Here is a 20,495-nt window from a genome sequence, read left to right as displayed (position 1 = left end):
GCCGGGGGAGCAGTTGCGAAGCCGGGCCAGCCCAACTCCCGGTAAACTTGATGACTGTGACTTCCCAAAACACCCCCGCCCCCAAGAACGCCCCAGAGCCCCTCGACGCCAGCGAGCAGATGCGGATCCGCATGGAGAAGCGCGCCAAGCTGATTGAGCGCGGCTCGGAGGCGTACCCGGTGGGCGTGGAACGGACCCACTCCCTCGCCGAAATCCGTGAAAAGTACGCCCACCTCGAGGCGGACGACACCACGGGCGACATTGTGGGCGTCACCGGCCGCGTGGTCTTCGTCCGCAACACCGGCAAGCTGTGCTTCGCCACGCTCCAGGAGGGCGGCACGGACGGCAAGGGGACCCGGCTGCAGGCCATGCTCAGCCTCGCCAACATCGGCGAGGAAGCGCTCGCCGACTGGAAAGCCCTGGTGGACCTCGGCGACCATGTGTTCATCAAGGGCGAGGTGATTTCCTCCCGCCGCGGCGAACTGTCCATCATGGCCGAATCCTGGACCATGGCCTCCAAGGCCCTCCGTCCGCTGCCGGTGCTGCATGCCGAGCTGAACGAGGAAACCCGCGTCCGCCAGCGCTACGTGGACCTGATGGTCCGCGACGAAGCCCGCGAAATGGTCTACACGCGTGCCGCCATCACCCGGTCCATCCGCGAAACGCTATTCCGCCACAACTATGTCGAGGTGGAAACGCCCATCCTGAACCTAGTCCACGGCGGTGCCCTGGCACGGCCGTTCGAGACCCACATGAACGCCTTCGACCAGAAGATGACCCTGCGCATCGCCACCGAGCTGTACCTCAAGCGTGCCGTGGTGGGCGGCATCGACCGCGTCTACGACATGGGCCGTGTGTTCCGCAACGAGGGCGTGGACTCCACCCACAGCCCCGAATTCACCACCCTGGAGTGCTACGAGGCGTGGGCGGACCAGTTCGTTATGGCTAAACGCATCAAGGAGATGATCCTCGACGCCGCAGACGCCGTGGGTGCGGGCCGCACTATCCAGACGGACGCCGGGGAGATCAACCTCGACGGCGAGTGGGCCTGGCTGGCGGTCTACCCCGGGCTGTCCGACGCCGTTGGGCAGGAAGTCACGCCGGACACTCCGCTTGAGGTGCTTCGCGGAATCGCGGAGAAGCACGACGTCAAGGTCGATCCCAAGTGGGACGCTGAAAAGCTGGTGGTGGAACTCTTCGGCGAAATCGTGGAGCCCACCCTGCTGAACCCCACCTTCGTCTACGACTACCCGCCCTCCGCGCAGCCGCTGGCCCGCCCGCACCGCGAGGACGGCCGGCTCATCGAGGCCTGGGACCTGATCATCGGCGGCATGGAGCGCGGCACCGCCTTCTCGGAGCTGATCGACCCCGTCATCCAGCGCGAACGGCTCACCGAGCAGTCACGCCATGCCGCGGCCGGCGACGACGAGGCCATGCAGCTGGACGAGGACTTCCTGCGCGCGCTTGAGTACGGCGCCCCGCCCATGGGCGGCATCGGCCTCGGAATCGACCGCCTGGTGATGCTCTTCACCGGTGCGGGTATCCGGGAAACCATCCTCTTCCCCCTGCTGAAGCCCGAAGGGCACTGATCATGGAATACGTGGCAGTCCTCCTGCCCTCGCTGGTGGTGGGCCTCATCTTCTGGTTCGCCATGAGGGCAATCTTCAATGCGGACAAGTCCGAGCGCCAGGCGGAGGCCCGGGCCCAGGCTGAAGCGGATGCCCGCGCCGCGCAGGTCTCCGACGCGCAGCCGGCGGACCGTCCGGACCCCGAATCAAAATAGATAAAAAACCCCTAATCTCCTGCCTTTATCCCCAAGGAACCATTAGGCGCTTTGACGCGTTGCCATAAAAAGAGTCATACTTTTAAAGGAAACATCCTGCTTTTCTGAAAACCGACCCTTTCCAAGAGGAAGACCTTTAATGGCACAGAAAGTAAACATCATCCTCGTTGATGATCTGGATGGGGGATCCGCAGACGAGAATGTAAAGTTTGGCCTCGACGGGGCCAACTACGAGATTGACCTCTCGGCGGCCAATGCCGCTGAACTCCGGTCTTCGCTTGAGCGGTTTATTGCCGCAGCGCGAAAGGCTTCCGGTGGCCGCGCCGCCACCCGCACCAAGGCTGCTCCTTCCGGGGGCCGCAGCCACGATTCAGCACAGATTCGCCAATGGGCGCGGGATAACGGCTACACCGTTAACAGCCGCGGCCGAATTCAGGCCGAAATCCAGGAAGCCTACCAAAAGGCAAATTCCTAGCCGCAGGCCCGGTGCCCGTATTAAGCCCTGCTTCCCCTAACCGGGAAGCAGGGCTTTTTCGGTTCCGGAAACGCTAAAAACCAAGGCGGCCCGCCGTCGTCGTAATTAATCCAAACTTTTGGGGTGGCGGGGTTAGCTGCTCCTCTTTCCTTCATGCAGGGATCAACCCACCAGTTCCGTCGTCAAAGGGGCCCTGGCACGCACAGCAGCCAGTCCGTGAGGCCAGCCTGTACGCGGCAGGGAAGGGTCCTGCCGATATTCCCGCAACCCCTCCGGTTTCCCCTGTGGCGAACACGCTCCACAAGTCCGGGCCCGCCACGTAGCATCAAAGTACGTCGTAGCTAGGAGTGTGGCGAAATGTTTGAGCGATTTACGGACCGTGCCCGTCGCGTAGTTGTGCTTGCCCAAGAAGAGGCACGCATGCTGAACCACAATTACATCGGTACCGAACACATCCTCTTGGGTCTGATCCATGAGGGTGAGGGCGTTGCCGCCAAAGCTCTTGAGTCCTTGAGCATTTCGCTCGACGGCGTTCGCGAGCAGGTGCAGGAGATCATCGGACAGGGCCAGCAGGCGCCGTCCGGCCACATCCCCTTCACCCCCCGTGCCAAGAAGGTACTGGAGCTCTCGCTGCGCGAGGCACTCCAGCTGGGCCACAACTACATCGGCACGGAGCACATCCTGCTCGGCCTCATCCGTGAGGGTGAAGGTGTTGCCGCGCAGGTGCTGGTCAAGCTTGGCGCCGACCTGAACAGGGTCCGCCAGCAGGTCATCCAGCTGCTTTCGGGCTACCAGGGCAAGGAGACCACCGGTGCAGGCGTTGGTTCGGGCCAGCCCGAAGGCGCCCCTGCCGGTTCCGTTGTCCTGGACCAGTTCGGCCGCAACCTGACCCAGGCTGCCCGCGAGAACAAGCTGGACCCGGTCATCGGACGCGAGCAGGAGATGGAACGCGTCATGCAGGTCCTCTCCCGCCGCACCAAGAACAACCCGGTCCTCATTGGCGAGCCCGGCGTCGGCAAGACCGCCGTGGTCGAAGGCCTGGCCCAGGCCATTGTTCGCGGCGACGTACCGGAAACCATCAAGGACAAGCAGCTCTACACGCTGGACCTTGGCTCCCTGGTGGCCGGCTCCCGTTACCGTGGTGACTTCGAAGAGCGCCTGAAGAAGGTCCTCAAGGAGATCCGCACCCGCGGCGACATCATCCTCTTCATTGACGAGATCCACACGCTCGTCGGTGCCGGTGCCGCCGAAGGCGCCATCGATGCTGCATCCATCCTGAAGCCCATGCTGGCCCGCGGTGAGCTGCAGACCATCGGTGCCACCACGCTGGACGAGTACCGCAAGCACATCGAGAAGGACGCCGCCCTGGAGCGCCGCTTCCAGCCGATCCAGGTCAAGGAACCCTCCGTGGCACACGCCATCGAGATCCTGAAGGGCCTGCGTGACCGCTACGAGGCGCACCACCGCGTCACCATCACCGACGGCGCCCTGGCCTCCGCTGCCAGCCTCGCCGAGCGCTACATCTCGGACCGGTTCCTGCCGGACAAGGCGATCGACCTGATCGACGAGGCAGGCGCACGGCTGCGCATCCGCCGCATGACCGCTCCGCCGGAGCTGAAGGCCATGGACGAGCGCATCGCCAAGCTGAAGATGGAGAAGGAGTCCGCGATTGACGCGCAGGACTTCGAAGGTGCCGCTGCGCTCCGCGACAAAGAGCAGAAGATGATCTCCGAGCGCTCGGAGAAGGAGCGCCACTGGAAGTCCGGTGGCATGGACGACATCTCCGAGGTGGATGAGGATCTCATCGCCGAGGTGCTGGCCAACTCCACCGGCATCCCCGTGTTCAAGCTGACCGAGGAAGAGTCCTCGCGCCTGCTGAAGATGGAAGACGAACTGCACAAGCGCGTGGTCGGCCAGAACGAGGCCATCAAGGCCCTGTCCCAGGCCATCCGCCGCACCCGTGCAGGGCTCAAGGACCCCAAGCGTCCCGGCGGCTCGTTCATCTTTGCCGGCCCCACCGGCGTCGGCAAGACCGAGCTGGCCAAGGCACTCGCGGAGTTCCTGTTCGGTGAAGAGGACGCCCTCATCACGCTGGACATGTCCGAATACTCGGAGAAGCACACCGTCTCGCGGCTCTTCGGTGCCCCTCCGGGCTACGTGGGCTACGAGGAAGGCGGCCAGCTGACCGAGAAGGTCCGCCGCCGTCCGTTCTCCGTGGTGCTGTTCGACGAAGTTGAGAAGGCCCACGCGGACCTCTTCAACTCGCTGCTGCAGATCCTGGAAGACGGCCGCCTGACCGACTCCCAGGGCCGCGTGGTGGACTTCAAGAACACCGTGATCATCATGACCACCAACCTGGGTACCCGGGACATCTCCAAGAGCGTCGCCACCGGCTTCCAGTCGGGCACCGACACGCAGACCGGCTACAACCGCATGCGTGCCCGTGTGACGGAGGAGCTCAAGCAGCACTTCCGCCCCGAGTTCCTGAACCGTGTTGATGACGTTGTGGTGTTCCCGCAGCTGACCCAGGACGAGATCATCGAGATCGTGGACCTGTTCGTCACCCGCCTGGAGAAGCGCCTCAAGGACAAGGACATGGGCATCGAGCTCACGCCCGCGGCCAAGGTGCTCCTCGCAACCCGGGGCTACGATCCCGCCATGGGTGCCCGGCCGCTGCGCCGCACCATCCAGCGCGAGATCGAGGACCAGCTCTCCGAGAAGATCCTGTTCGGCGAGATCCACGCCGGCGACATCGTCGTAGTGGACGTGGAAGGCGACGGCGACGACGCCAAGTTCACGTTCGCCGGCAACGCCAAGCCGCGCATCCCGGAAATCGCCCCGAGCGTCTAAAGCATCACCGTAAGGCCCCGCCAGCTCCCAGAGCAGGCGGGGCCTTCCGCTTTTAACCCGCACCACCCAAAGGTTGAGTCCGGTGCGTGGCTGGGGCGTGTTCCCTCGGTTGGCTTCGGTGCCGGCCATCAGAGATTTCCCGGCGCCTGCTCGTTCCTCGCTTTGACGGCGCCTACATAAATCCCTGATGCCCGGCACCTCGTGCGCGGCGGCACCTAGCGCAGGTGCCGGGGCCACTTGTGTAGCTTGCGTCAAAGCGAGGAACGAGCAGCAAGCGGCAAGTGGCGCCGGTGGCGGCGCGACCCTGCCACGGACCGACGGCGCCAAGCCAGCTGCGCACCTCGCTTGTGCAGCGTTCGAGGGTGCCGGCGTCGTTCCGCCTGGAGTGAAGTGGTTGTGACGGAAAGCACAAGTCGGGTTGAATCGGGGGATGGCTATCGAGAATCCGGTGATCCCGGACGAGCAACCTTTGACCCCTTTCCATGACCTTGACCATTACCTGTCCATCCCGCGGGTGAGTGGGCTGAGCCTTAGCCCGGACGGCACCCGGCTGGTTACCACCGTGGCCACCCTGAACGGCAAGGGCACCGAGTACGCGACGGCGCTGTGGGAGTTGGATCCCGCCGGGCAGAAGCATGCGCGGCGCATCACCCGGAGCGCCAAGGGCGAGGCCGGTGCCGCCTACGCCGCCAACGGCGACGTCTACTTCACGTCCGCGCGGCCGGACCCCGAGAACCCGGACGAGGATCCCGTCAGTGCCCTCTGGCTGCTCCCTGCCGACGGCGGCGAGGCCCGGGTGGTTCTCAGCCGGCCCGGCGGTGTGGGGAGCGTGCTGACGGCGAGGAACGCCGGCTCGGTATTCGTCACGGCGGAGATCCTGGCCGGTTCCGCCGACGAGGAAGATGACGCCCGCCGCCGCAAAGCACGCAAGGACAACAAAGTCTCGGCCATCCTGCACAGCGAATACCCGGTGCGGTACTGGGACGCCGACCTTGGCCCCGGCCAGCCCCGGATCTTCGCCGTTGAACCGGGCGAGGATAAGGCGGCCGGCAAGCCCGCAACAGTGGATGCCACCGCGCCCCTGGTCCTGCGCAACCTGACGCCCGGCGCCGGTCCCCGGCTGCGGGAGGCGGAAACCGTCACCAGCCCCGACGGCCGGACCATCTTCACCAGCTACACCAAACCCCTCGCCCGGGCGGACAGCCGGTCCATCCTGGTGGCGGTGGACGTCGCTTCCGGCAACCACGAGGTGCTGCTGGACAGAGAAGGCATAAGTTATTTCCCGGGTCCCGTCAGCCCGGACGGCAGGACCCTGCTGGTGGTGAGCGAGAGCGACTCCACCCCGGGACGGGCCCCTGAGGTCAAGCTGCACCTGCTCGACATGTCCGGGAGTGCGGACGGGGCGTGCCTGCAACCCTTGGCCCACGACTGGGACCGCTGGCCCAAACCGGCAGCCTGGTTGCCGGACGGTTCAGCCGTCCTGGTCACCGCGGACGACGACGGCGCGTCGCCGCTTTTCCGGATCAGCGTTCCGGCGGCTGCCGCGGAAGTGAGCGTCACCCGGGTGACGCAGGACGCGGCGGCATACACCGACGTCGTGGTTTCGCCGGAGGGCCGCAGCGCCTACGCCCTCCGCAGCTCGTACGAGTTCCCGCCGGAGGCGGTACGCATCAACCTGCAGACCGGGGAAACCACGAGGCTGCCGGCACCTGCGGAGCGGCCCGCCTGTGCGGGCAGGCTTGAGCGCATTGCCGCGACGGCTGCGGACGGTTCCCGCGTCCCCGCCTACCTTGCATTGCCGGAGGGTGCTTCAGCTGAAAGTCCGGCGCCGATGCTGCTCTGGATCCACGGCGGGCCGCTGGGCTCGTGGAACGCCTGGACCTGGCGCTGGAACCCGTGGCTGCTGACGGCCCGGGGCTATGCGGTGCTGCTGCCTGACCCGGCGCTGTCCACAGGCTACGGCCAGGCGTACATCCAGCGCGGCTGGGGCTCCTGGGGCAAGGCGCCTTTCACGGACCTCATGGCGGTGACGGATGCCGCCGTCGGCCGCCCTGACATTGACGCGGAGAGGATTGCGGCCATGGGCGGCTCATTCGGCGGTTACATGGCCAACTGGGTGGCCGGGCAAACGGACCGGTTCAGGGCCATCGTCACCCACGCCAGCCTCTGGGCCCTCGACCAGTTCGGTCCCACCACGGACGCCTCCCAATACTGGCTGAAGGAGATGACCGGGGAGATGGCCCTGGACAACTCCCCGCACCTGCACGTCGAAAAGATCAGCACCCCCATGCTGGTCATCCACGGGGACAAGGACTACCGGGTGCCCATCGGGGAAGGCCTCCGGCTTTGGTACGAGCTGCTGTCCAAATCCCAGCTGGCAGCAGACCAGGACGGCCAGACGCCCCACCGCTTCCTGTACTTCCCGGACGAGAACCACTGGGTTCTCCAGCCTCAGCACGCCAAGGTCTGGTACGGCGTCGTAGAGCACTTCCTGGCCCGGCACGTCCTGGACCAGGATCTGCCTCTGCCTTCTGATCTGGGGCTCTAGTTCTTTTCGGCTGAGTCCGGCAAACGGAGGCTGGGACATTTACCGCGTGCTGCTCCTCCATCCCCACTGGCCCCCTAGCCTCGCAAGCTCGGCCAGGGAACCCTGCCAGCGTGGGCCCTCAAGCACGCTACATAAATGTCCCAGCCTCCTTCGCCACGTGCGGAGCATCGCCGCACTCGCGACGCACGCTACATATTTGTCCAGACCTTCTTTTCCTTGCCTCGCGGTTTGTTAAGTTAGGGCGCGTCTACCGTTTCCTGTTCCTCGTCCTGCTCCTTTTGCCGACCTTTTTGCGTGCGGCCGTACTTGAAGTGGAAGTAGGCGTAGCAGGCTGCCACGAAGGGGATGCCGAAGTAGAGGGCGGTGGCCTGGGTGGGGTCGAAGCCGATGCCTATCAGGGAGATCAGGCACAGGATGAATGCCACGATGGGCAGCAGCGGAAACAGTGGTGCTTTGTAGGCGAGGTCTGCGGTGCGGCCCCCAGATCGGACAAAAGCACGGCGGTGGAAGAAGTGTGATGCCGTGATGGACATCCACACCCCCACGGTGGCGAACCCGGCGATCGACACCAGTACCAGGTACACGGTGGTGGGGGCCACCACGCTGCTCACCAGGGATGCCAGGCCGCCCAGCATGCTGACGCACAGGGCAAGCATAGGAATTCCACGTTTTGTCAGTTTCCCCAGCGCCTTGGGTGCATGTCCTTCATCCGCAAGGGAGAAAAGCATCCGCGCGCAGGAAAACAGGCCGCAGTTTCCCGCGGACAAAAGGGCGGTGATGATGACGAAATTCATGACGTCGGCGGCGTAGGGAATGCCGAGCTGTGAGAAGACGGTGACAAAGGGGCTTGCCTCCAACGAGGCGTCCTCGTATGGAACAGTGCAGGCAATCACGGTAATGGCACCAACGAAGAAAATCAGCAGGCGAATAACGGTGGTCCGCATCGCTTTGGGGATGTTGACGGCGGGATTGGCGGTTTCTCCGGCGGCAACGCCAATTAGCTCCGAACCCGAAAACGCGTAAAACACGGCAAGCGTGGTGATGAGGACACCGGTAATTCCATTGGGAAACAGTCCTTGGGGGGTATTGAGGTTCTCGCCGAGGAAGGGGTAAGCATTTTCTGCCAGCGGGTGGAAACCAAACAACGCCGCCCCGCCCAGGACGATCAGCCCGATGACTGCGCTTACCTTGATCAGTGCAAACCAGAATTCGGATTCACCGAAGACCCGCGACGAAATCGCATTCAGCGTGAACAGGACCGCGGCAAAATTAAAGCACCAGATCCAGACATCCACCTCCGGAAACCAGCGCTGCATCAAAAGTCCCGCAGCGGTGAATTCAGAGCCAAGGGCAACTGCCCAGCAGAGCCAGTAAAGCCACGCGGTGGCAAACCCGGTAGCGGGACCAATGGACCTCGCCGCGTAGATGTGGAAAGCTCCGGACACAGGATAGGCAACGGCGAGTTCGCCCAGGCAGGCCATCACCATGTAGACCACGGCCGCCCCGATCAGGTAGGCGATGATGGCGCCGAGCGGGCCGGCCTGGGCGATCGTGTAGCCGGAGCTGAGGAAGAGGCCGGAACCAATGACACCTCCCATCGCGATCATCACCAGGTGGCGGGCCTCCATGGAGCGCCGTAGGCCGCGTTTCTCGCTGTGCTCCTGGTCGCGCTTCGGTGAGGTGTCGGACAGGGTGGGGGAGCCTAAAGCCATTTTTCCTCCGGGGTGGGCATCATTGCCCATCGGCGTGACGGGGGTAACACCCGAAACACTGCTTGCTGACCATTGACCTGCGCAAACGTAAACGAGCGACAGCTCGGAACTCTATGGAGTCACGGCTATATCCAGCCGTCGAGCGTAAGCGCTGCTTCAACTCGACCCCTCCATGAAGTACGACTGCTGGGTATCTCCACTCCGGCGCCGATGCCGAGGAGAACGCAACCAGCGGCACCGTCGAACTAGGATTGGCCTGTGACTGACTCCTTCCATATCCGGCCTGCCCGCACGAGTGATGTGTCCGCCATCAAGAAGCTGGTGGCGCCTTTGGCGGACCAGCGGATCCTGATGGCGAAGGAGACGGTGGCCTACTACGAAAGCCTGCAGGAGTTCCGGATTGCGGAGTCCAGTGACGGCGACGTCATTGGCTGCGGGGCGCTGCACGTCATGTGGGAGGACCTGGCGGAGGTGCGCACCCTGGCGGCCTCCGAGGACTGGCGCGGCAGGGGAGTGGGGCACGTGCTGGTGGAGAGCCTGCTGGACGAAGCCCGCGCCCTGGGTGTGGCACGCGTCTTCTGCCTGACCTTTGAGGTGGACTTCTTCAAGCGCCACGGCTTCGAGGTTATGGCGGACCAGTCTGCGGTGGACCCGGTGGTGTATTCAGAGCTCCTCCGCTCACACGACGAAGGCGTTGCCGAATTCCTGGACCTTGCCCGGGTCAAGCCGAACACGTTGGGCAACACCCGCATGATCAGGTTCCTTTAGGACCGCGCGGAACCGGGTCAGGGGCGCGCGCGCGGGGTCGTCCCATCGTGCCTAGTACTGTGCCGAATTATGGATGATTTTTCGGCCCTTCCTATCCATCCATTCGATGGATAAACTGGTTGAGGCTTGCTGGGGAGCAGCCCAACTAGTGAAAGCCAGAAATGCAGAATCTCCCTACCCATACGGCAAAAACCGAACTGCAGCTCCTTGTCCGCGGGCTGGTTTATGCCCCCGGCGACGCTTCCTATGAATCAGAAGCCGCAGCTTTCAATCTCGCCACCCGGCACACGCCGGACCTGGTCCTGGCCGCAGTCAACGCCGATGACGTCGTGGCTGCGGTCAAGTGGGCTTCTGCCCGCAACATGTCCATTTCCGTCCAGTCCACGGGCCACGGCGCCGCGAACGCCATCACTGACGGCCTCCTTATCAGCACCCGCTACATGCTGGAGCTATCCATCGATCCGGAGGAGCAGTCTGCCCGCGTTGGGGCCGGCATCCGCTGGCGCGACGTCCTCCGCGCGGCTGCACCGCACGGCCTGACCGGCCTGCACGGTTCCACCACCGACGTCGGCGTGGTCGGTTACACCCTTGGCGGCGGGCTGCCGCTCCTGGGCCGCAAATACGGCTTCGCCTCGGACCATGTCCTGGCTTTTGACCTGGTCACGCCCGACGGCGAACTGCGGCGTGTGGACCTCGTCAGCGAGCCGCGGCTGTTCTCCCTGCTTCGCGACGGCAAGGGCAACTTCGGCATCGTCACCGCAATGGAGTTCTCTCTCTTCCCGGCCGGCCAACTGTATGCCGGCGGCATTTTTTACGACGGTGTGCATGCCAAAGACGTCCTTGCCGGCTTTAGGAGCTGGACGCGGGACCTTCCGCTGGGGGCCTCTGCATCACTGGCCTTCCTGCGGCTGCCGGACATGGAAGAGGTGCCAGCTTTCCTGCGGGGCACGTTTGTGATGCACCTGCGGTTCGCCTGGCAGGGCAGCGAAGCGGAGGGTGCCGCCCTTGTTGCTCCCATGCGGGCCGCCGCGCCGGTTCTGGTGAACGCAGTGGGACCGCTCCCTTATGACAGGGTGGACGAAATCCACGCAGATCCGCAGCATCCCGTCCCCGTGCGCGAAGGCGGCATGCTCCTCAAGGGCTTTGGTCCCGGGCTCGAGGGCGTCCTGCTTGACCTTGCCGGCCCGGACAGCCGCGCGCCGCTCCTGCTGACCGAAATCCGCCTGATGGGCGGCGCCCTGGCCGAACCCCTTGCCGGGGCCGCTGCCGGGGCGGATTGCCTGGGCGGCCGCGACGCCGGGCTCTCGTTCTTCACTGTCGGCATCATGGCGCCGCCCATCGCACACCTGGTTCCTGAAGCAATCGAGGCCGCCCGGGCGGCGCTGAAACCCTACGGCACCGGCGGCACCCTCGTGAACCTGCACGGCCATCTCGCCTCCCCGGACCTTGCCGCCAGTGCCTGGCCCGAAGAATTGCGGGGAAAAATGGCCGCGGCCAAGGCGGAGTTCGATCCAAAGAACCTCTTCCGCCACGGCCATGCCGTCCTCCCGTTGGTCCAGGAAGCCGCGGCGGCCTAGCAGCGTCACATATGGCGGCCATTGGCTTTATTCGAGTTGATGGATAAACTACTTGATGCCGGGAATGGGGGGCTCAGGAAAGGGACAGTCATTGGGGGCTGTCCCTTTGCTGCGTCTGCCTCCCACCAGCGGAAATCTACCGTCGCGCGGTATGCCGGTAGTAGGGTCAAAGGGATACCCTCCAGGAACACGGCCAGGAGCACCGCCATGAAAAAGCTCATCAACGATCCCCGGTCTGTCGTCGAAGAATCTGTCCAGGGCTTCGGCCTGGCGCACGCAGGCCTGGTCACCGTCAGCACCGACCCCACGTTCATCACACGCAAGGAAGCGCCGGTGAACCGGAAGGTAGGGCTGGTCTCCGGAGGGGGCAGTGGCCATGAGCCGCTGCACGCAGGCTTCGTCGGGCAGGGAATGCTCGACGCCGCCGTGCCGGGGGCGGTGTTCACCTCACCGACGCCGGACCAGATCCTTCCCGCAACCCTCGCTGTGAACTCAGGCGCCGGCGTCGTGCATATCGTCAAGAACTACACCGGCGACGTGCTGAACTTCGAGACGGCGGCCGAACTGGCCGAAGCGGAAGGCGTCAGTGTCCGTACCGTCCTTGTCAACGACGACGTCGCCGTCGAGGATTCCCTGTACACGGCAGGGCGCCGCGGCGTGGGCGGAACACTGCTGGTGGAGAAGATTGCCGGCGCCGCCGCCGAACGGGGCGACGACCTGGAATCCGTGGCCGGCATCGGTGAGCGCGTCAATGCGAACGTTGGCACGATGGGCGTGGCCCTTTCTGCCTGCACCGTTCCCCACGCCGGGTCACCCAGCTTTGACCTTGGCGAGGATGAGATAGAGATCGGGATCGGAATCCACGGGGAACCGGGCCGGCACCGCATCCCCATGGAAAATGCGGACGGAATCACCGAACGCCTGCTGGAGCCGGTTTTGGGTGACCTGAAAGTCCAGCCGGGCGACAAGGTGCTGCTCTTCGTCAACGGGATGGGCGGCACTCCGCTCAGCGAGCTGTATATCGTCTACCGGCGGGCCGCGCAGATCCTGGCAGACAGGGGAGCCGTGGTGGAACGCTCACTCGTGGGGAACTACATCACAGCCCTGGAGATGCAGGGCTGCTCCATCTCCGTTCTCCGGCTGGACGATGAACTGACCGAACTGTGGGACGCGCCCGTGCACACTGCAGCGCTCCGCTGGGGCGTGTAGCCGTGGTGCTGGATGTTGTGTGGGCAGTCAAATGGCTGACGCTGTGCGCCCAGGCCATGGCCGAACACCGCGTTGAACTGATTGAGCTTGACCGCGCAATCGGCGACTCCGACCATGGCGAGAACATGGACCGCGGCTTCCAGGCCGTGCTGGACAAGCTGGCCGAAGCCGCGCCGGAAACACCCGGTGCGGCCCTGAAGCTGACGGCGATGACCCTGATGTCCAAGGTGGGCGGCGCGGCCGGGCCCCTCTACGGCACGGCGTTCCTCCGCGCGGCCGCGGCACTGGGTGACTCAGCGGAGATCGAACCGGCCGCCTGGGCCGGCGCCCTGGCCGCTGCCCGGGACGGGATCGTGGCCAGGGGCAAGGCGGAGCCCGGGGACAAGACGATGGTGGATGCCTGGACGCCCGCAGCCGAGGCTGCCCGGGCCGCTGCCGAGAACGGCGGCCCCGACGTCCTGACCGTTCTGGTGGCGGCTGCGGAGGCTGCTGAAGCCGGGGCTGTGGCCACCGATCCTCTGATGGCGCGGAAGGGCCGGGCCAGTTACCTGGGCGAGCGGAGCATCGGGCACCGGGACCCCGGGGCGGCGTCCACTGCGCTGATTCTTCGGGCTGCGGTGGGGGCGGCTGCGTGACCGTAAGCATTGTGGTGGTCTCCCATAGTGAAAAGATTGCCGACGGCGCCGTGGAACTCGCCGCCCAAATGGCGCCCGACGTCGTGATCGTCGCAGCCGGCGGCACCAGCGACGGCAGGATCGGCACCAGCCTTGAGAAGGTGCTGGCCGCCCTGGACCAGGCCGCCGGCAGCGACGGCGCCGTGATCCTCACGGACCTGGGGTCGGCGGTCATGACGGCGGAGTCCGCCCTGGAGTTCGCGGACAGCCCGGCCGGTGTGGTCCTGGCCGACGCGCCGCTGGTGGAGGGGCTGGTGGCAGCCGCCGTCGCGGCACAGGGCGGAGCGGACCTCCAGGCCGTCAAGCGCGCTGCCGAGGCAGCGGGCGGCCCGCCGCGGCGTACCGACGTTCCGCCGCAGCAGGTGGTGGAGGAGGGCTCGGTCACCGGCCAGGGTCCGGCCTGCACCGGCGAGTTCGAACTCATCAACCAGGCCGGAATGCACGCGCGGCCGGCGGCGAAGATCGCCGGCGGGCTGTCCTCGCTGGACGCCGAGGTCACCATCAACGGGGTGGACGGCACTTCCATGACATCGCTCATGACGCTGGCTGCCGGCAAGGGGTCCTTGCTGCATGTTGAAGCGTGGGGCGTGGACGCCGAACGGGCCGTGAACTACGTGGGCGGGCTGGTGCAGGCGGGCTTCGGCGAGCCGTAGGTTATTCCGCGAGTGCCGAATCGCGGCATCGCGGTGTGTTCAGGGCATCTTTGGGGAAAGCTGCGAATAAGCTCGATGCCATGGAACGGCTCCACCTTGACGACAACTCCCCCGAAATTGAAGTGCTGGACGGGCAGATGTCTGTGGAGGAGCTGCTCGCCGAACTGGGCCTGGACTGGGATGCCGAAGCTGCGGCTGCCGGTGCCGCGGGGGAAGCGGGACATCCCTTCAGCCAACCTGCGCTGTTCTGAATCAAGCCTTCCCGGGTCAGATCCGCTCGCTAAGGCCGGAGGCGTCCAGGGTCACTGATGCAGTGACGAACCTGCCGCACTGCTCCCCGAAGGGGTACTCACCGCGGGGCCGGAAATCAAGGGTGCGGACAGGCAGGGCGGTCCCGTCGGCGGCGGTCCCGGACGCAGTTACCGTCATGGGCGATTCCGTCAGCGTCTCCAGCATCAGCACCCCCACTTTGGTGCCGTCCGGCGAAGCCGTTGCGGAACAGACGCCGTCCGGGGTGCAGCCCTGGTCAATTGAGGCGCTCCCGGGATGCAGCTCGACGCCGGATTCCTTGCAGGTGCCGTCCTGGCATGCCTTGAGGTGGAGAGCGCCAACCTGCGGCGCGTATTCTGCCGCGACCGTCACGGAAACTGCCGTCGCCTGCGCGATGGCAGGGCAGGGGACGGCGCCAGGGCCGGGCCCGCATCCGGAGGCGAGTCCCGCCGTCGTCATCAATGCCAAAAGCAGCCCCGGCTTGCGCATACTTCAGCGTAGGACCGGCCGGCGCAGGTGTTCCCCGGAGCGGCCAAACTGGTACCGGCATTGTTATGGCTGCAGGCCTGTCGACAGCCAAAAGGAGACCGGGCGCCTGTCAACCCACCGGGAAGATGCCGATGAACCAGAACAGGGCGATGGCAAAGACGGCAAAGAACGGGATGAGGCAGCCGAGCGTGGTCCGCGGGGCCGACGAAACCTGCAGCGATTCATTCGGGTTTGCGGGGTTGTAGGCCACCTCAATGAGCGAACCGGGAACGGGCTGGACGGCACGGGAGATTTCGGACTTGCCCATGAACAAGGTGCCGCGGGTGTCGGTGAACTGGTAGGTGGGGAAGAAGCGACGGTTCCGGCTGGAGCCGCCGCCGCCGCTTGTCCAACCAGGCACGCTGCCGGTCACTGTAGCCTGCGCCTTCGGCCAGCCCGTCATGAGCTGTTCCTGGCGCCTGGTCTTCCGCGCCGCGTGGATCAGTGCAAAGACGGCGGCGGCGACGAACAGCGCCCACACGATGTACAGGATGATTTTCATGGCTTCCCCCCGGCTCCGGTCACCAAGAAGTATGCCAGCTCAGGCATAATTGCACGTCAGATCCTGGTGGGCTCAGGCAGGAAGCCGGTATCCGCCGTCGTGCATTTCGGCGAGTCCGTCCGCGAGCAGCCCCGACAGGGAACGTTCCAGCTGCTCGGGCGGCGGGTTCAGCCGGTGCAGGGCTGCCAGCGGCACGCCGATTCCTTCGGGAGCAAAGCCCAGGTCGGCGGGCTCATGGGTGAACATCTCGGCCGGCACAGGGATTTCAGCCAGGCGCAGCACGGCTATCACGGCGCCGCGGACCTGGCGGTCAGTGCCGTGCCAGGCCTGGCCTTTGGGGACGTACGACGGCGGCGGCTCACCTGCCGCGAGCCACGCACAGGAGTCCCTCACAGGGCAGGTGGAACATTTGGGCGCACGCGCGGTGCATACCAAGGCGCCCAGCTCCATGACCGCGGCGTTCCAGCGCACGGACGTGCCGTCGTCGTCCGGCAAAAGGGAGGCGGCCAGGCGCATCTCCGCTGCGGTCAGCGCCGGGGCGGGAAGCGCGACGCCGGAGACCAGCCGTGCGTGGACGCGGCGGATGTTGGTGTCCACCACCGTCTCCCGGCGGCCGTAGGCGAACGCCGCCACGGCTGCGGCCGTGTAACTTCCCACGCCGGGAAGAGCCAGCAGTTCCGCGTAGGTGTCAGGGACCTTCCCTCCATGGTCCTGGACGATGGCAACTGCCGCCGCGTGCAGGCGAAGGGCGCGGCGGGGATATCCCAGCCTGCCCCATGAACGCACCGCCTCACCGGCAGGTTCACCTGCCAGCCCTGCGGGGGTGGGCCAGCGTTTGAGCCACTCCTGCCAGACCGGAAGCACCCGGACCACGGGCGTCTGCTGCAGCATGATCTCGCTGACCAGCACGCCCCACGCGGAGCATGCGGGTTCGCGCCAGGGCAGGTCGCGGGCGGTTTCGGCGAACCAGCCGGTGATCCGGCTGTGCAGCTGCTGAAGCTCCACGCCGCTTCCCTGCAGTGTTGCGGGCGCGGCCGGAGAGGGAGTCTTAGTGTCGATCCCAACACTGTAATGGATGTATTCCGGGAGCCTGAAAAGCGGATGTGACCAGAGCAATGGCGGCCCGGCGGCGTGGTGGCCAGGCAGAACCGGCGCGCTTCTCTAGCCTAGGAGGATGGGCAGGCAAGGGGATTCATCAACGCGCGGCAAAGCATCGGCATCCGGTTCCAGCAGCGTCCGGAAGGCCAGCCCCGCCGTTTACCGCCGCCGCCGGCTGTTTGCGGGCGGCGCGCTGCTGATGGTCATCGCCCTGGTGGTCAGCGGGTTCGCCCTGGCCGGAGTGTTTTCCGGGTCCGAACAGGCCTCGTCCACGGATCCCGCGGGCAGCCCTGCCGCTTCAGAGTCGCCAACCGCCACGCCTGAACCGTCCGCGTCCGCTCCGTCCGCCACACCCACTCCTTCCCCCACGCCCACCTGCAACCAGAACCTGGTCACGGTCTCCGCCTCCACCGACAAGGCCGCGTACGGTCCGGAGGAAAACCCCCTGCTGACACTGAAGGTGACCAACGGCGGCACCATGCCCTGCCAGGTCAACATCGGCACCTCCCAGATGGAATTCCTGGTGACCAGCGGGCCGGACCGGATCTTCTCGTCGCGGGATTGCCAGGCCACCAGCGAGGACCTCGTGAAGACCATCGCACCCGGCGCGAGCGAGACGGCCAACTTCCCGTGGTCCCGGAACAGGACCGTGGAGGGCTGCCAGGCGGTAGAGTCCAAGCCCGGCACCGGCGGGGCGTACTACATCTTCACCGCCAAGCTCGGTTCGAAGGCCAGCCCCAAGGCTGTTTTCCAGCTGAACTAGTCTCCGGCTGGCTCCGGAGGGCTGCCTAGAGGAAGCGGTCCAGCAGGCTTGCTTCAGCCATGCGGCTCAGGCCTTCGCGGACTGTCCGGGCGCGCTGGTCGCCGATCCCGTCCACGGTCATGAGGTCGTCGATGGTGGCGGCCATCAGGAACTGCAGCCCCCCGAAGTGGTCCACCAGGCGGTCGGCGACGGCCTTGGGTACTGCCTTCAGGCCGGACAGGAGGCGGTAGCCGCGGGGCTGGACCACGGCATCGAGGTTGGCTTCACCGCCGGCGAAGCCAACAATCCCGGAAATTTTTCCGAGGTCGATCAGCTCGGTGGGGCCGAGGTTCACCAGCTCGCTGACGGCCTTTTCGATGTCCTCGGCGGAGGCGTCCGGGCTCGCATAGTCGCGGATAATGACGTCGCTGCCCGGCCCGCGGCCTACCGTCAGTTCGTCAAGCTGCAGCGAGAGCAGGCGGCCATCCTCGCCGAGTTCCAGGACGTACTGGGAGATCTCCTCCGAGATGCGCCGGACCATTTCCTGCCGCTGCAGTGTGACGGCGACGTCCCGTACGGTGACCATTGCTTCGATCTCGAGGGCCGAGAGTGAGCTGGTGACCTGGTCCAGGCGGGAGCGGTAGCGTTCCAGGGTTGCCAGTGCCTGGTTGGCGCGGGCCAGGACCTTTTCCGAGCCTTCCAGCACGTGGCGCAGGCCGTTGACGTAGAGGGCGATGATCTGCATGGACTGGCTGACCGAGATCACGGGAACGCCGGTCTGGATGGCCACGCGTTCCGCGGTGCGGTGCCGGGTGCCGGATTCCTGCGTTTCGATGCTTGAGTCGGGGACAAGCTGTACGGCGGCGCGGAGGATGTTTCCGGCGTCCTTGTCGCAGATGATGGCGCCGTCCATCTTGGCGAGTTCGCGGAGGCGGGTGGGGGAGAAGTCGATGCCGATATCGAACCCGCCGGAACAGATGGAGTCGATGGTCCGGTCCGAGCCCAGGACAATCAGCGCGCCGGTCCGCCCCCGCAGGATCCGCTCAAGGCCGTCACGGAGGGGGGTTCCGGGTGCCACCCTGCCCAGAGTTGCCCTGAGTGACTCTTCGGGGCTCCGCGCCATAGGTGTTCCCTTCAAAGGTGCGGACCGCCGCCCGCAAGAATGCCGGCTTTATTGGATGGCCGGCAGGATCTGAAAATGCTCAGTTTCCCGCAAGCTCAATGATAGGGGTAAGAAACCCCAACTTCCGCACGGGCAAGCCCCAAAGTGCCCCATTAGGGGCTGCTGCGGAAGCCGCTGGAAGCGCGTTCCGCGGCGGGTGCCCGAAAGGCACTTTGGCTTGGACCTGCTTCCGGACGGAGAAGCAGGTTGGGTGCACCCGGGCGCTGGCACCCTCCCTGTTAACCTTCCTGCTCTCACCGACGCGAGTCCCGCCGTCATATACTCCAAACATGCCAAACACGCGCCTGAACCGACGCATATCCGCCCAGCCGTCCGCCGTCGCGCAGCACGGGGACCTCCTGTGAGCGGCGGTCTCGTCGCCCTGCTGGACGATGTCGCAGCCCTGGCCCGCATCGCGGCAGCCTCGGTGGACGACGTCGCGGCCGGCGCCGCCAAGGCAGGCGCCAAGGCCGCCGGCGTGGTGATTGACGACGCCGCCGTCACACCGCAGTACGTGTCCGGGAGGGACCCGTCCCGCGAACTTCCCATGATCAAGAAGATCTTCTGGGGCTCACTGCGGAACAAGCTGCTCATCATCCTGCCGGCGCTGCTGCTGGTGAGCGCCTTCGTCCCCTGGGCCATCCCGTTCATCCTGATGCTGGGCGGCACCTACCTCTGCTACGAGGGTGCCGAAAAGGTCTGGCACAAGCTCCGCGGCCACCACACCGCCGAGGAGGACGCACCGGCGGTGGACCGCGGACCGGGCGCGGAAGCCAAGGTGGTCAAGGGCGCCATCACCACCGACTTCATCCTGTCCTGCGAAATCATGGTCATCTCGATGAACGAGGTGGCCGATGAATCCCTGTGGGTCCGCGCGCTCATCCTGGTAGTGGTGGCACTCGTCATCACGGTGCTGGTTTACGGTGCCGTTGCCCTCATCGTCAAGATGGACGACATCGGCCTCCACCTGACCACCAAGGACTCTGCCGGCTCCAAGCGCTTCGGTGAGCTGCTCGTCAAGGGGATGCCCGCCGTTCTGGCCGGGATCACGTTTGTGGGGACGATCGCCATGCTGTGGGTGGGCGGCCACATCATGCTCCAGGGTGCACACGACCTTGGCTGGCACGCCCCTTACGACCTGGTCCATGTCCTGGAGAAGCCCTTCGCCGGCATCGCCGTAGTTGGCGGCTTCCTGGGCTGGCTTGTGAACACCCTGTGCTCGGCCGTCGTCGGCCTGGCCTGGGGCCTCGTCGTCATGGCTGTTGTGCACCCCCTGCTGAAAGCGCTGCCCATTGGCAAGAAAAAGGGCGGGCACGAGGAGGGCGACATCCGCGCCGAACTCGCCGGCTACAAGCCGGCAAAACCTCACGATCCCGCCCCTTAGGTTCCGGCCGGTACGCCCAAGCCAGACCTAGGGGTGGCTTCCGAGTGACGTGACCGTTTTGGTGCCGCTGTCCCACAGCCTGGCGTTGGTGCATTCGCCCTCCAGCCGCAGGTCCAGAAGTTCCGCTGCCCTGCCGAGCAGGTGGTGCGGGACGCGGCGGGCGAGGGTGACGTGCGGTGTCCAGGCATCGGGACGGGTGAGGGGTACGGCTCCAGCTGCCGCCTTATGCACGAGGCGATGCAGTTCCAGAAGCTGCCGGGTCAGCACGATGGAGCGGGAGAGAACGTACTTTCCCGGACCGCCGGGGAAAACGAGGACACCGGAAAACTCAACGGGAACCGGCAGCATCTGCAGAAACTCCTGATTATCGCCGGAAAGCTGCAGGCCGGCACCCGCCGCGAGGGTGATGTGCGGGCGGTTGCTGGGGGCCGTGTGGGCAGCAAGGCTGGGCACGTCCGCCCCGGCGAGCCTGGCCCAGTCGGACCTGATGCGGGCGTCCGTATCGTCGTCGAACGTCAACTCGATACTGCGCATGCACCCATCATGCCGCTACAGGCCAT

General features: G+C 65.6%; 19 protein-coding genes. 13 read left to right on the top strand and 6 right to left on the bottom strand.

Translation table 11 applies throughout. The annotated features are described in order from the left end of the window. Window positions 1-50 precede the first annotated feature (50 nt). The 5 genes from lysS (at window position 51) to B5520_RS09615 (ending at window position 7,656) form a co-directional block, all read left to right on the top strand. A complete protein-coding gene (gene lysS / locus B5520_RS09635) occupies window positions 51-1,589 on the top strand; it encodes a lysine--tRNA ligase (protein ID WP_079596850.1) in 1,539 nt (512 codons plus the stop codon). A 2-nt stretch (window positions 1,590-1,591) separates the two neighbouring features. Beyond that, on the top strand, window positions 1,592-1,783 hold the full coding sequence (locus tag B5520_RS09630) for a hypothetical protein (protein ID WP_079596849.1): 192 nt from the start codon (window positions 1,592-1,594) through the stop codon (window positions 1,781-1,783). A 139-nt stretch (window positions 1,784-1,922) separates the two neighbouring features. Further along, a complete protein-coding gene (locus tag B5520_RS09625; RefSeq protein WP_079596848.1) occupies window positions 1,923-2,258 on the top strand; it encodes a histone-like nucleoid-structuring protein Lsr2 in 336 nt (111 codons plus the stop codon). 357 nt (window positions 2,259-2,615) lie between these two features. Then, complete coding sequence (locus tag B5520_RS09620) at window positions 2,616-5,108, top strand: ATP-dependent Clp protease ATP-binding subunit (protein WP_079596847.1); 2,493 nt, start codon at window positions 2,616-2,618, stop codon at window positions 5,106-5,108. A gap of 430 nt (window positions 5,109-5,538) precedes the next feature. Then, window positions 5,539-7,656, top strand: coding sequence for a S9 family peptidase (locus B5520_RS09615; protein ID WP_079596846.1), 2,118 nt, complete (start codon window positions 5,539-5,541; stop codon window positions 7,654-7,656). A gap of 236 nt (window positions 7,657-7,892) precedes the next feature. On the opposite strand, the gene B5520_RS09610 is transcribed toward B5520_RS09615, so the two are convergent. Continuing rightward, window positions 7,893-9,368 (bottom strand): amino acid permease, encoded by a 1,476-nt coding sequence (locus B5520_RS09610; RefSeq protein ID WP_079596845.1) that lies wholly within the window; start codon window positions 9,366-9,368, stop codon window positions 7,893-7,895. A 258-nt stretch (window positions 9,369-9,626) separates the two neighbouring features. On the opposite strand from B5520_RS09610, the gene B5520_RS09605 reads away from it, so the two are divergent. The 6 genes from B5520_RS09605 (at window position 9,627) to B5520_RS22735 (ending at window position 14,500) form a co-directional block, all read left to right on the top strand. After that, window positions 9,627-10,136: an amino-acid N-acetyltransferase gene (locus tag B5520_RS09605; protein WP_079596844.1), complete on the top strand. Its 510-nt coding sequence runs from the start codon at window positions 9,627-9,629 to the stop codon at window positions 10,134-10,136. A 161-nt stretch (window positions 10,137-10,297) separates the two neighbouring features. Further along, the gene (locus tag B5520_RS09600; protein ID WP_079596843.1) at window positions 10,298-11,713 is read left to right on the top strand and encodes an FAD-binding oxidoreductase; all 1,416 of its coding nucleotides are present in this window, start codon (window positions 10,298-10,300) and stop codon (window positions 11,711-11,713) included. Window positions 11,714-11,920: 207 nt separating this feature from the next. Next, window positions 11,921-12,922 carry a dihydroxyacetone kinase subunit DhaK gene (gene dhaK / locus B5520_RS09595; RefSeq protein ID WP_079596842.1) on the top strand — a complete coding sequence of 334 codons (1,002 nt, stop codon included), beginning with the start codon at window positions 11,921-11,923 and terminating at the stop codon, window positions 12,920-12,922. 2 nt (window positions 12,923-12,924) lie between these two features. Then, entirely contained in the window at window positions 12,925-13,557 is a 633-nt protein-coding gene (dhaL, locus tag B5520_RS09590; protein ID WP_079596841.1) for a dihydroxyacetone kinase subunit DhaL, read from the top strand. Further along, window positions 13,554-14,249: a dihydroxyacetone kinase phosphoryl donor subunit DhaM gene (gene dhaM / locus B5520_RS09585; protein WP_079596840.1), complete on the top strand. Its 696-nt coding sequence runs from the start codon at window positions 13,554-13,556 to the stop codon at window positions 14,247-14,249. The genes dhaL and dhaM overlap by 4 nt, the downstream gene beginning before the upstream one ends. A gap of 80 nt (window positions 14,250-14,329) precedes the next feature. Continuing rightward, the gene (locus tag B5520_RS22735) at window positions 14,330-14,500 is read left to right on the top strand and encodes a hypothetical protein (protein WP_176156831.1); all 171 of its coding nucleotides are present in this window, start codon (window positions 14,330-14,332) and stop codon (window positions 14,498-14,500) included. 16 nt (window positions 14,501-14,516) lie between these two features. Here B5520_RS22735 and B5520_RS09580 read toward each other — a convergent pair whose 3' ends face one another. The 3 genes from B5520_RS09580 to B5520_RS09570 form a co-directional block, all read right to left on the bottom strand. After that, window positions 14,517-15,008 (bottom strand): hypothetical protein, encoded by a 492-nt coding sequence (locus B5520_RS09580; RefSeq protein ID WP_079596839.1) that lies wholly within the window; start codon window positions 15,006-15,008, stop codon window positions 14,517-14,519. Between the two features lie 109 nt (window positions 15,009-15,117). After that, window positions 15,118-15,549 (bottom strand): DUF3592 domain-containing protein, encoded by a 432-nt coding sequence (locus B5520_RS09575; RefSeq protein ID WP_079596838.1) that lies wholly within the window; start codon window positions 15,547-15,549, stop codon window positions 15,118-15,120. Window positions 15,550-15,621: 72 nt separating this feature from the next. Then, a complete protein-coding gene (locus B5520_RS09570; RefSeq protein ID WP_254865541.1) occupies window positions 15,622-16,440 on the bottom strand; it encodes an A/G-specific adenine glycosylase in 819 nt (272 codons plus the stop codon). Window positions 16,441-16,723: 283 nt separating this feature from the next. Here B5520_RS09570 and B5520_RS09565 point away from each other — a divergent pair, with 283 nt between their 5' ends. Continuing rightward, a complete protein-coding gene (locus B5520_RS09565; protein ID WP_079596837.1) occupies window positions 16,724-17,410 on the top strand; it encodes a hypothetical protein in 687 nt (228 codons plus the stop codon). 25 nt (window positions 17,411-17,435) lie between these two features. On the opposite strand, the gene disA is transcribed toward B5520_RS09565, so the two are convergent. After that, window positions 17,436-18,512, bottom strand: a complete 1,077-nt coding sequence (gene disA / locus B5520_RS09560; protein ID WP_079596836.1) for a DNA integrity scanning diadenylate cyclase DisA — start codon at window positions 18,510-18,512, stop codon at window positions 17,436-17,438. 400 nt (window positions 18,513-18,912) lie between these two features. On the opposite strand from disA, the gene B5520_RS09555 reads away from it, so the two are divergent. After that, complete coding sequence (locus B5520_RS09555; RefSeq protein ID WP_079596835.1) at window positions 18,913-19,935, top strand: DUF808 domain-containing protein; 1,023 nt, start codon at window positions 18,913-18,915, stop codon at window positions 19,933-19,935. A 27-nt stretch (window positions 19,936-19,962) separates the two neighbouring features. Here B5520_RS09555 and B5520_RS09550 read toward each other — a convergent pair whose 3' ends face one another. Continuing rightward, a complete protein-coding gene (locus B5520_RS09550; RefSeq protein WP_079596834.1) occupies window positions 19,963-20,469 on the bottom strand; it encodes a 2'-5' RNA ligase family protein in 507 nt (168 codons plus the stop codon). Window positions 20,470-20,495 lie beyond the last annotated feature (26 nt).

Origin of the sequence: Arthrobacter sp. P2b, from assembly GCF_900168295.1 — a bacterium.
GTDB lineage: Bacteria > Actinomycetota > Actinomycetes > Actinomycetales > Micrococcaceae > Arthrobacter.
This window is presented reverse-complemented; position numbering and strand designations above follow the sequence as displayed.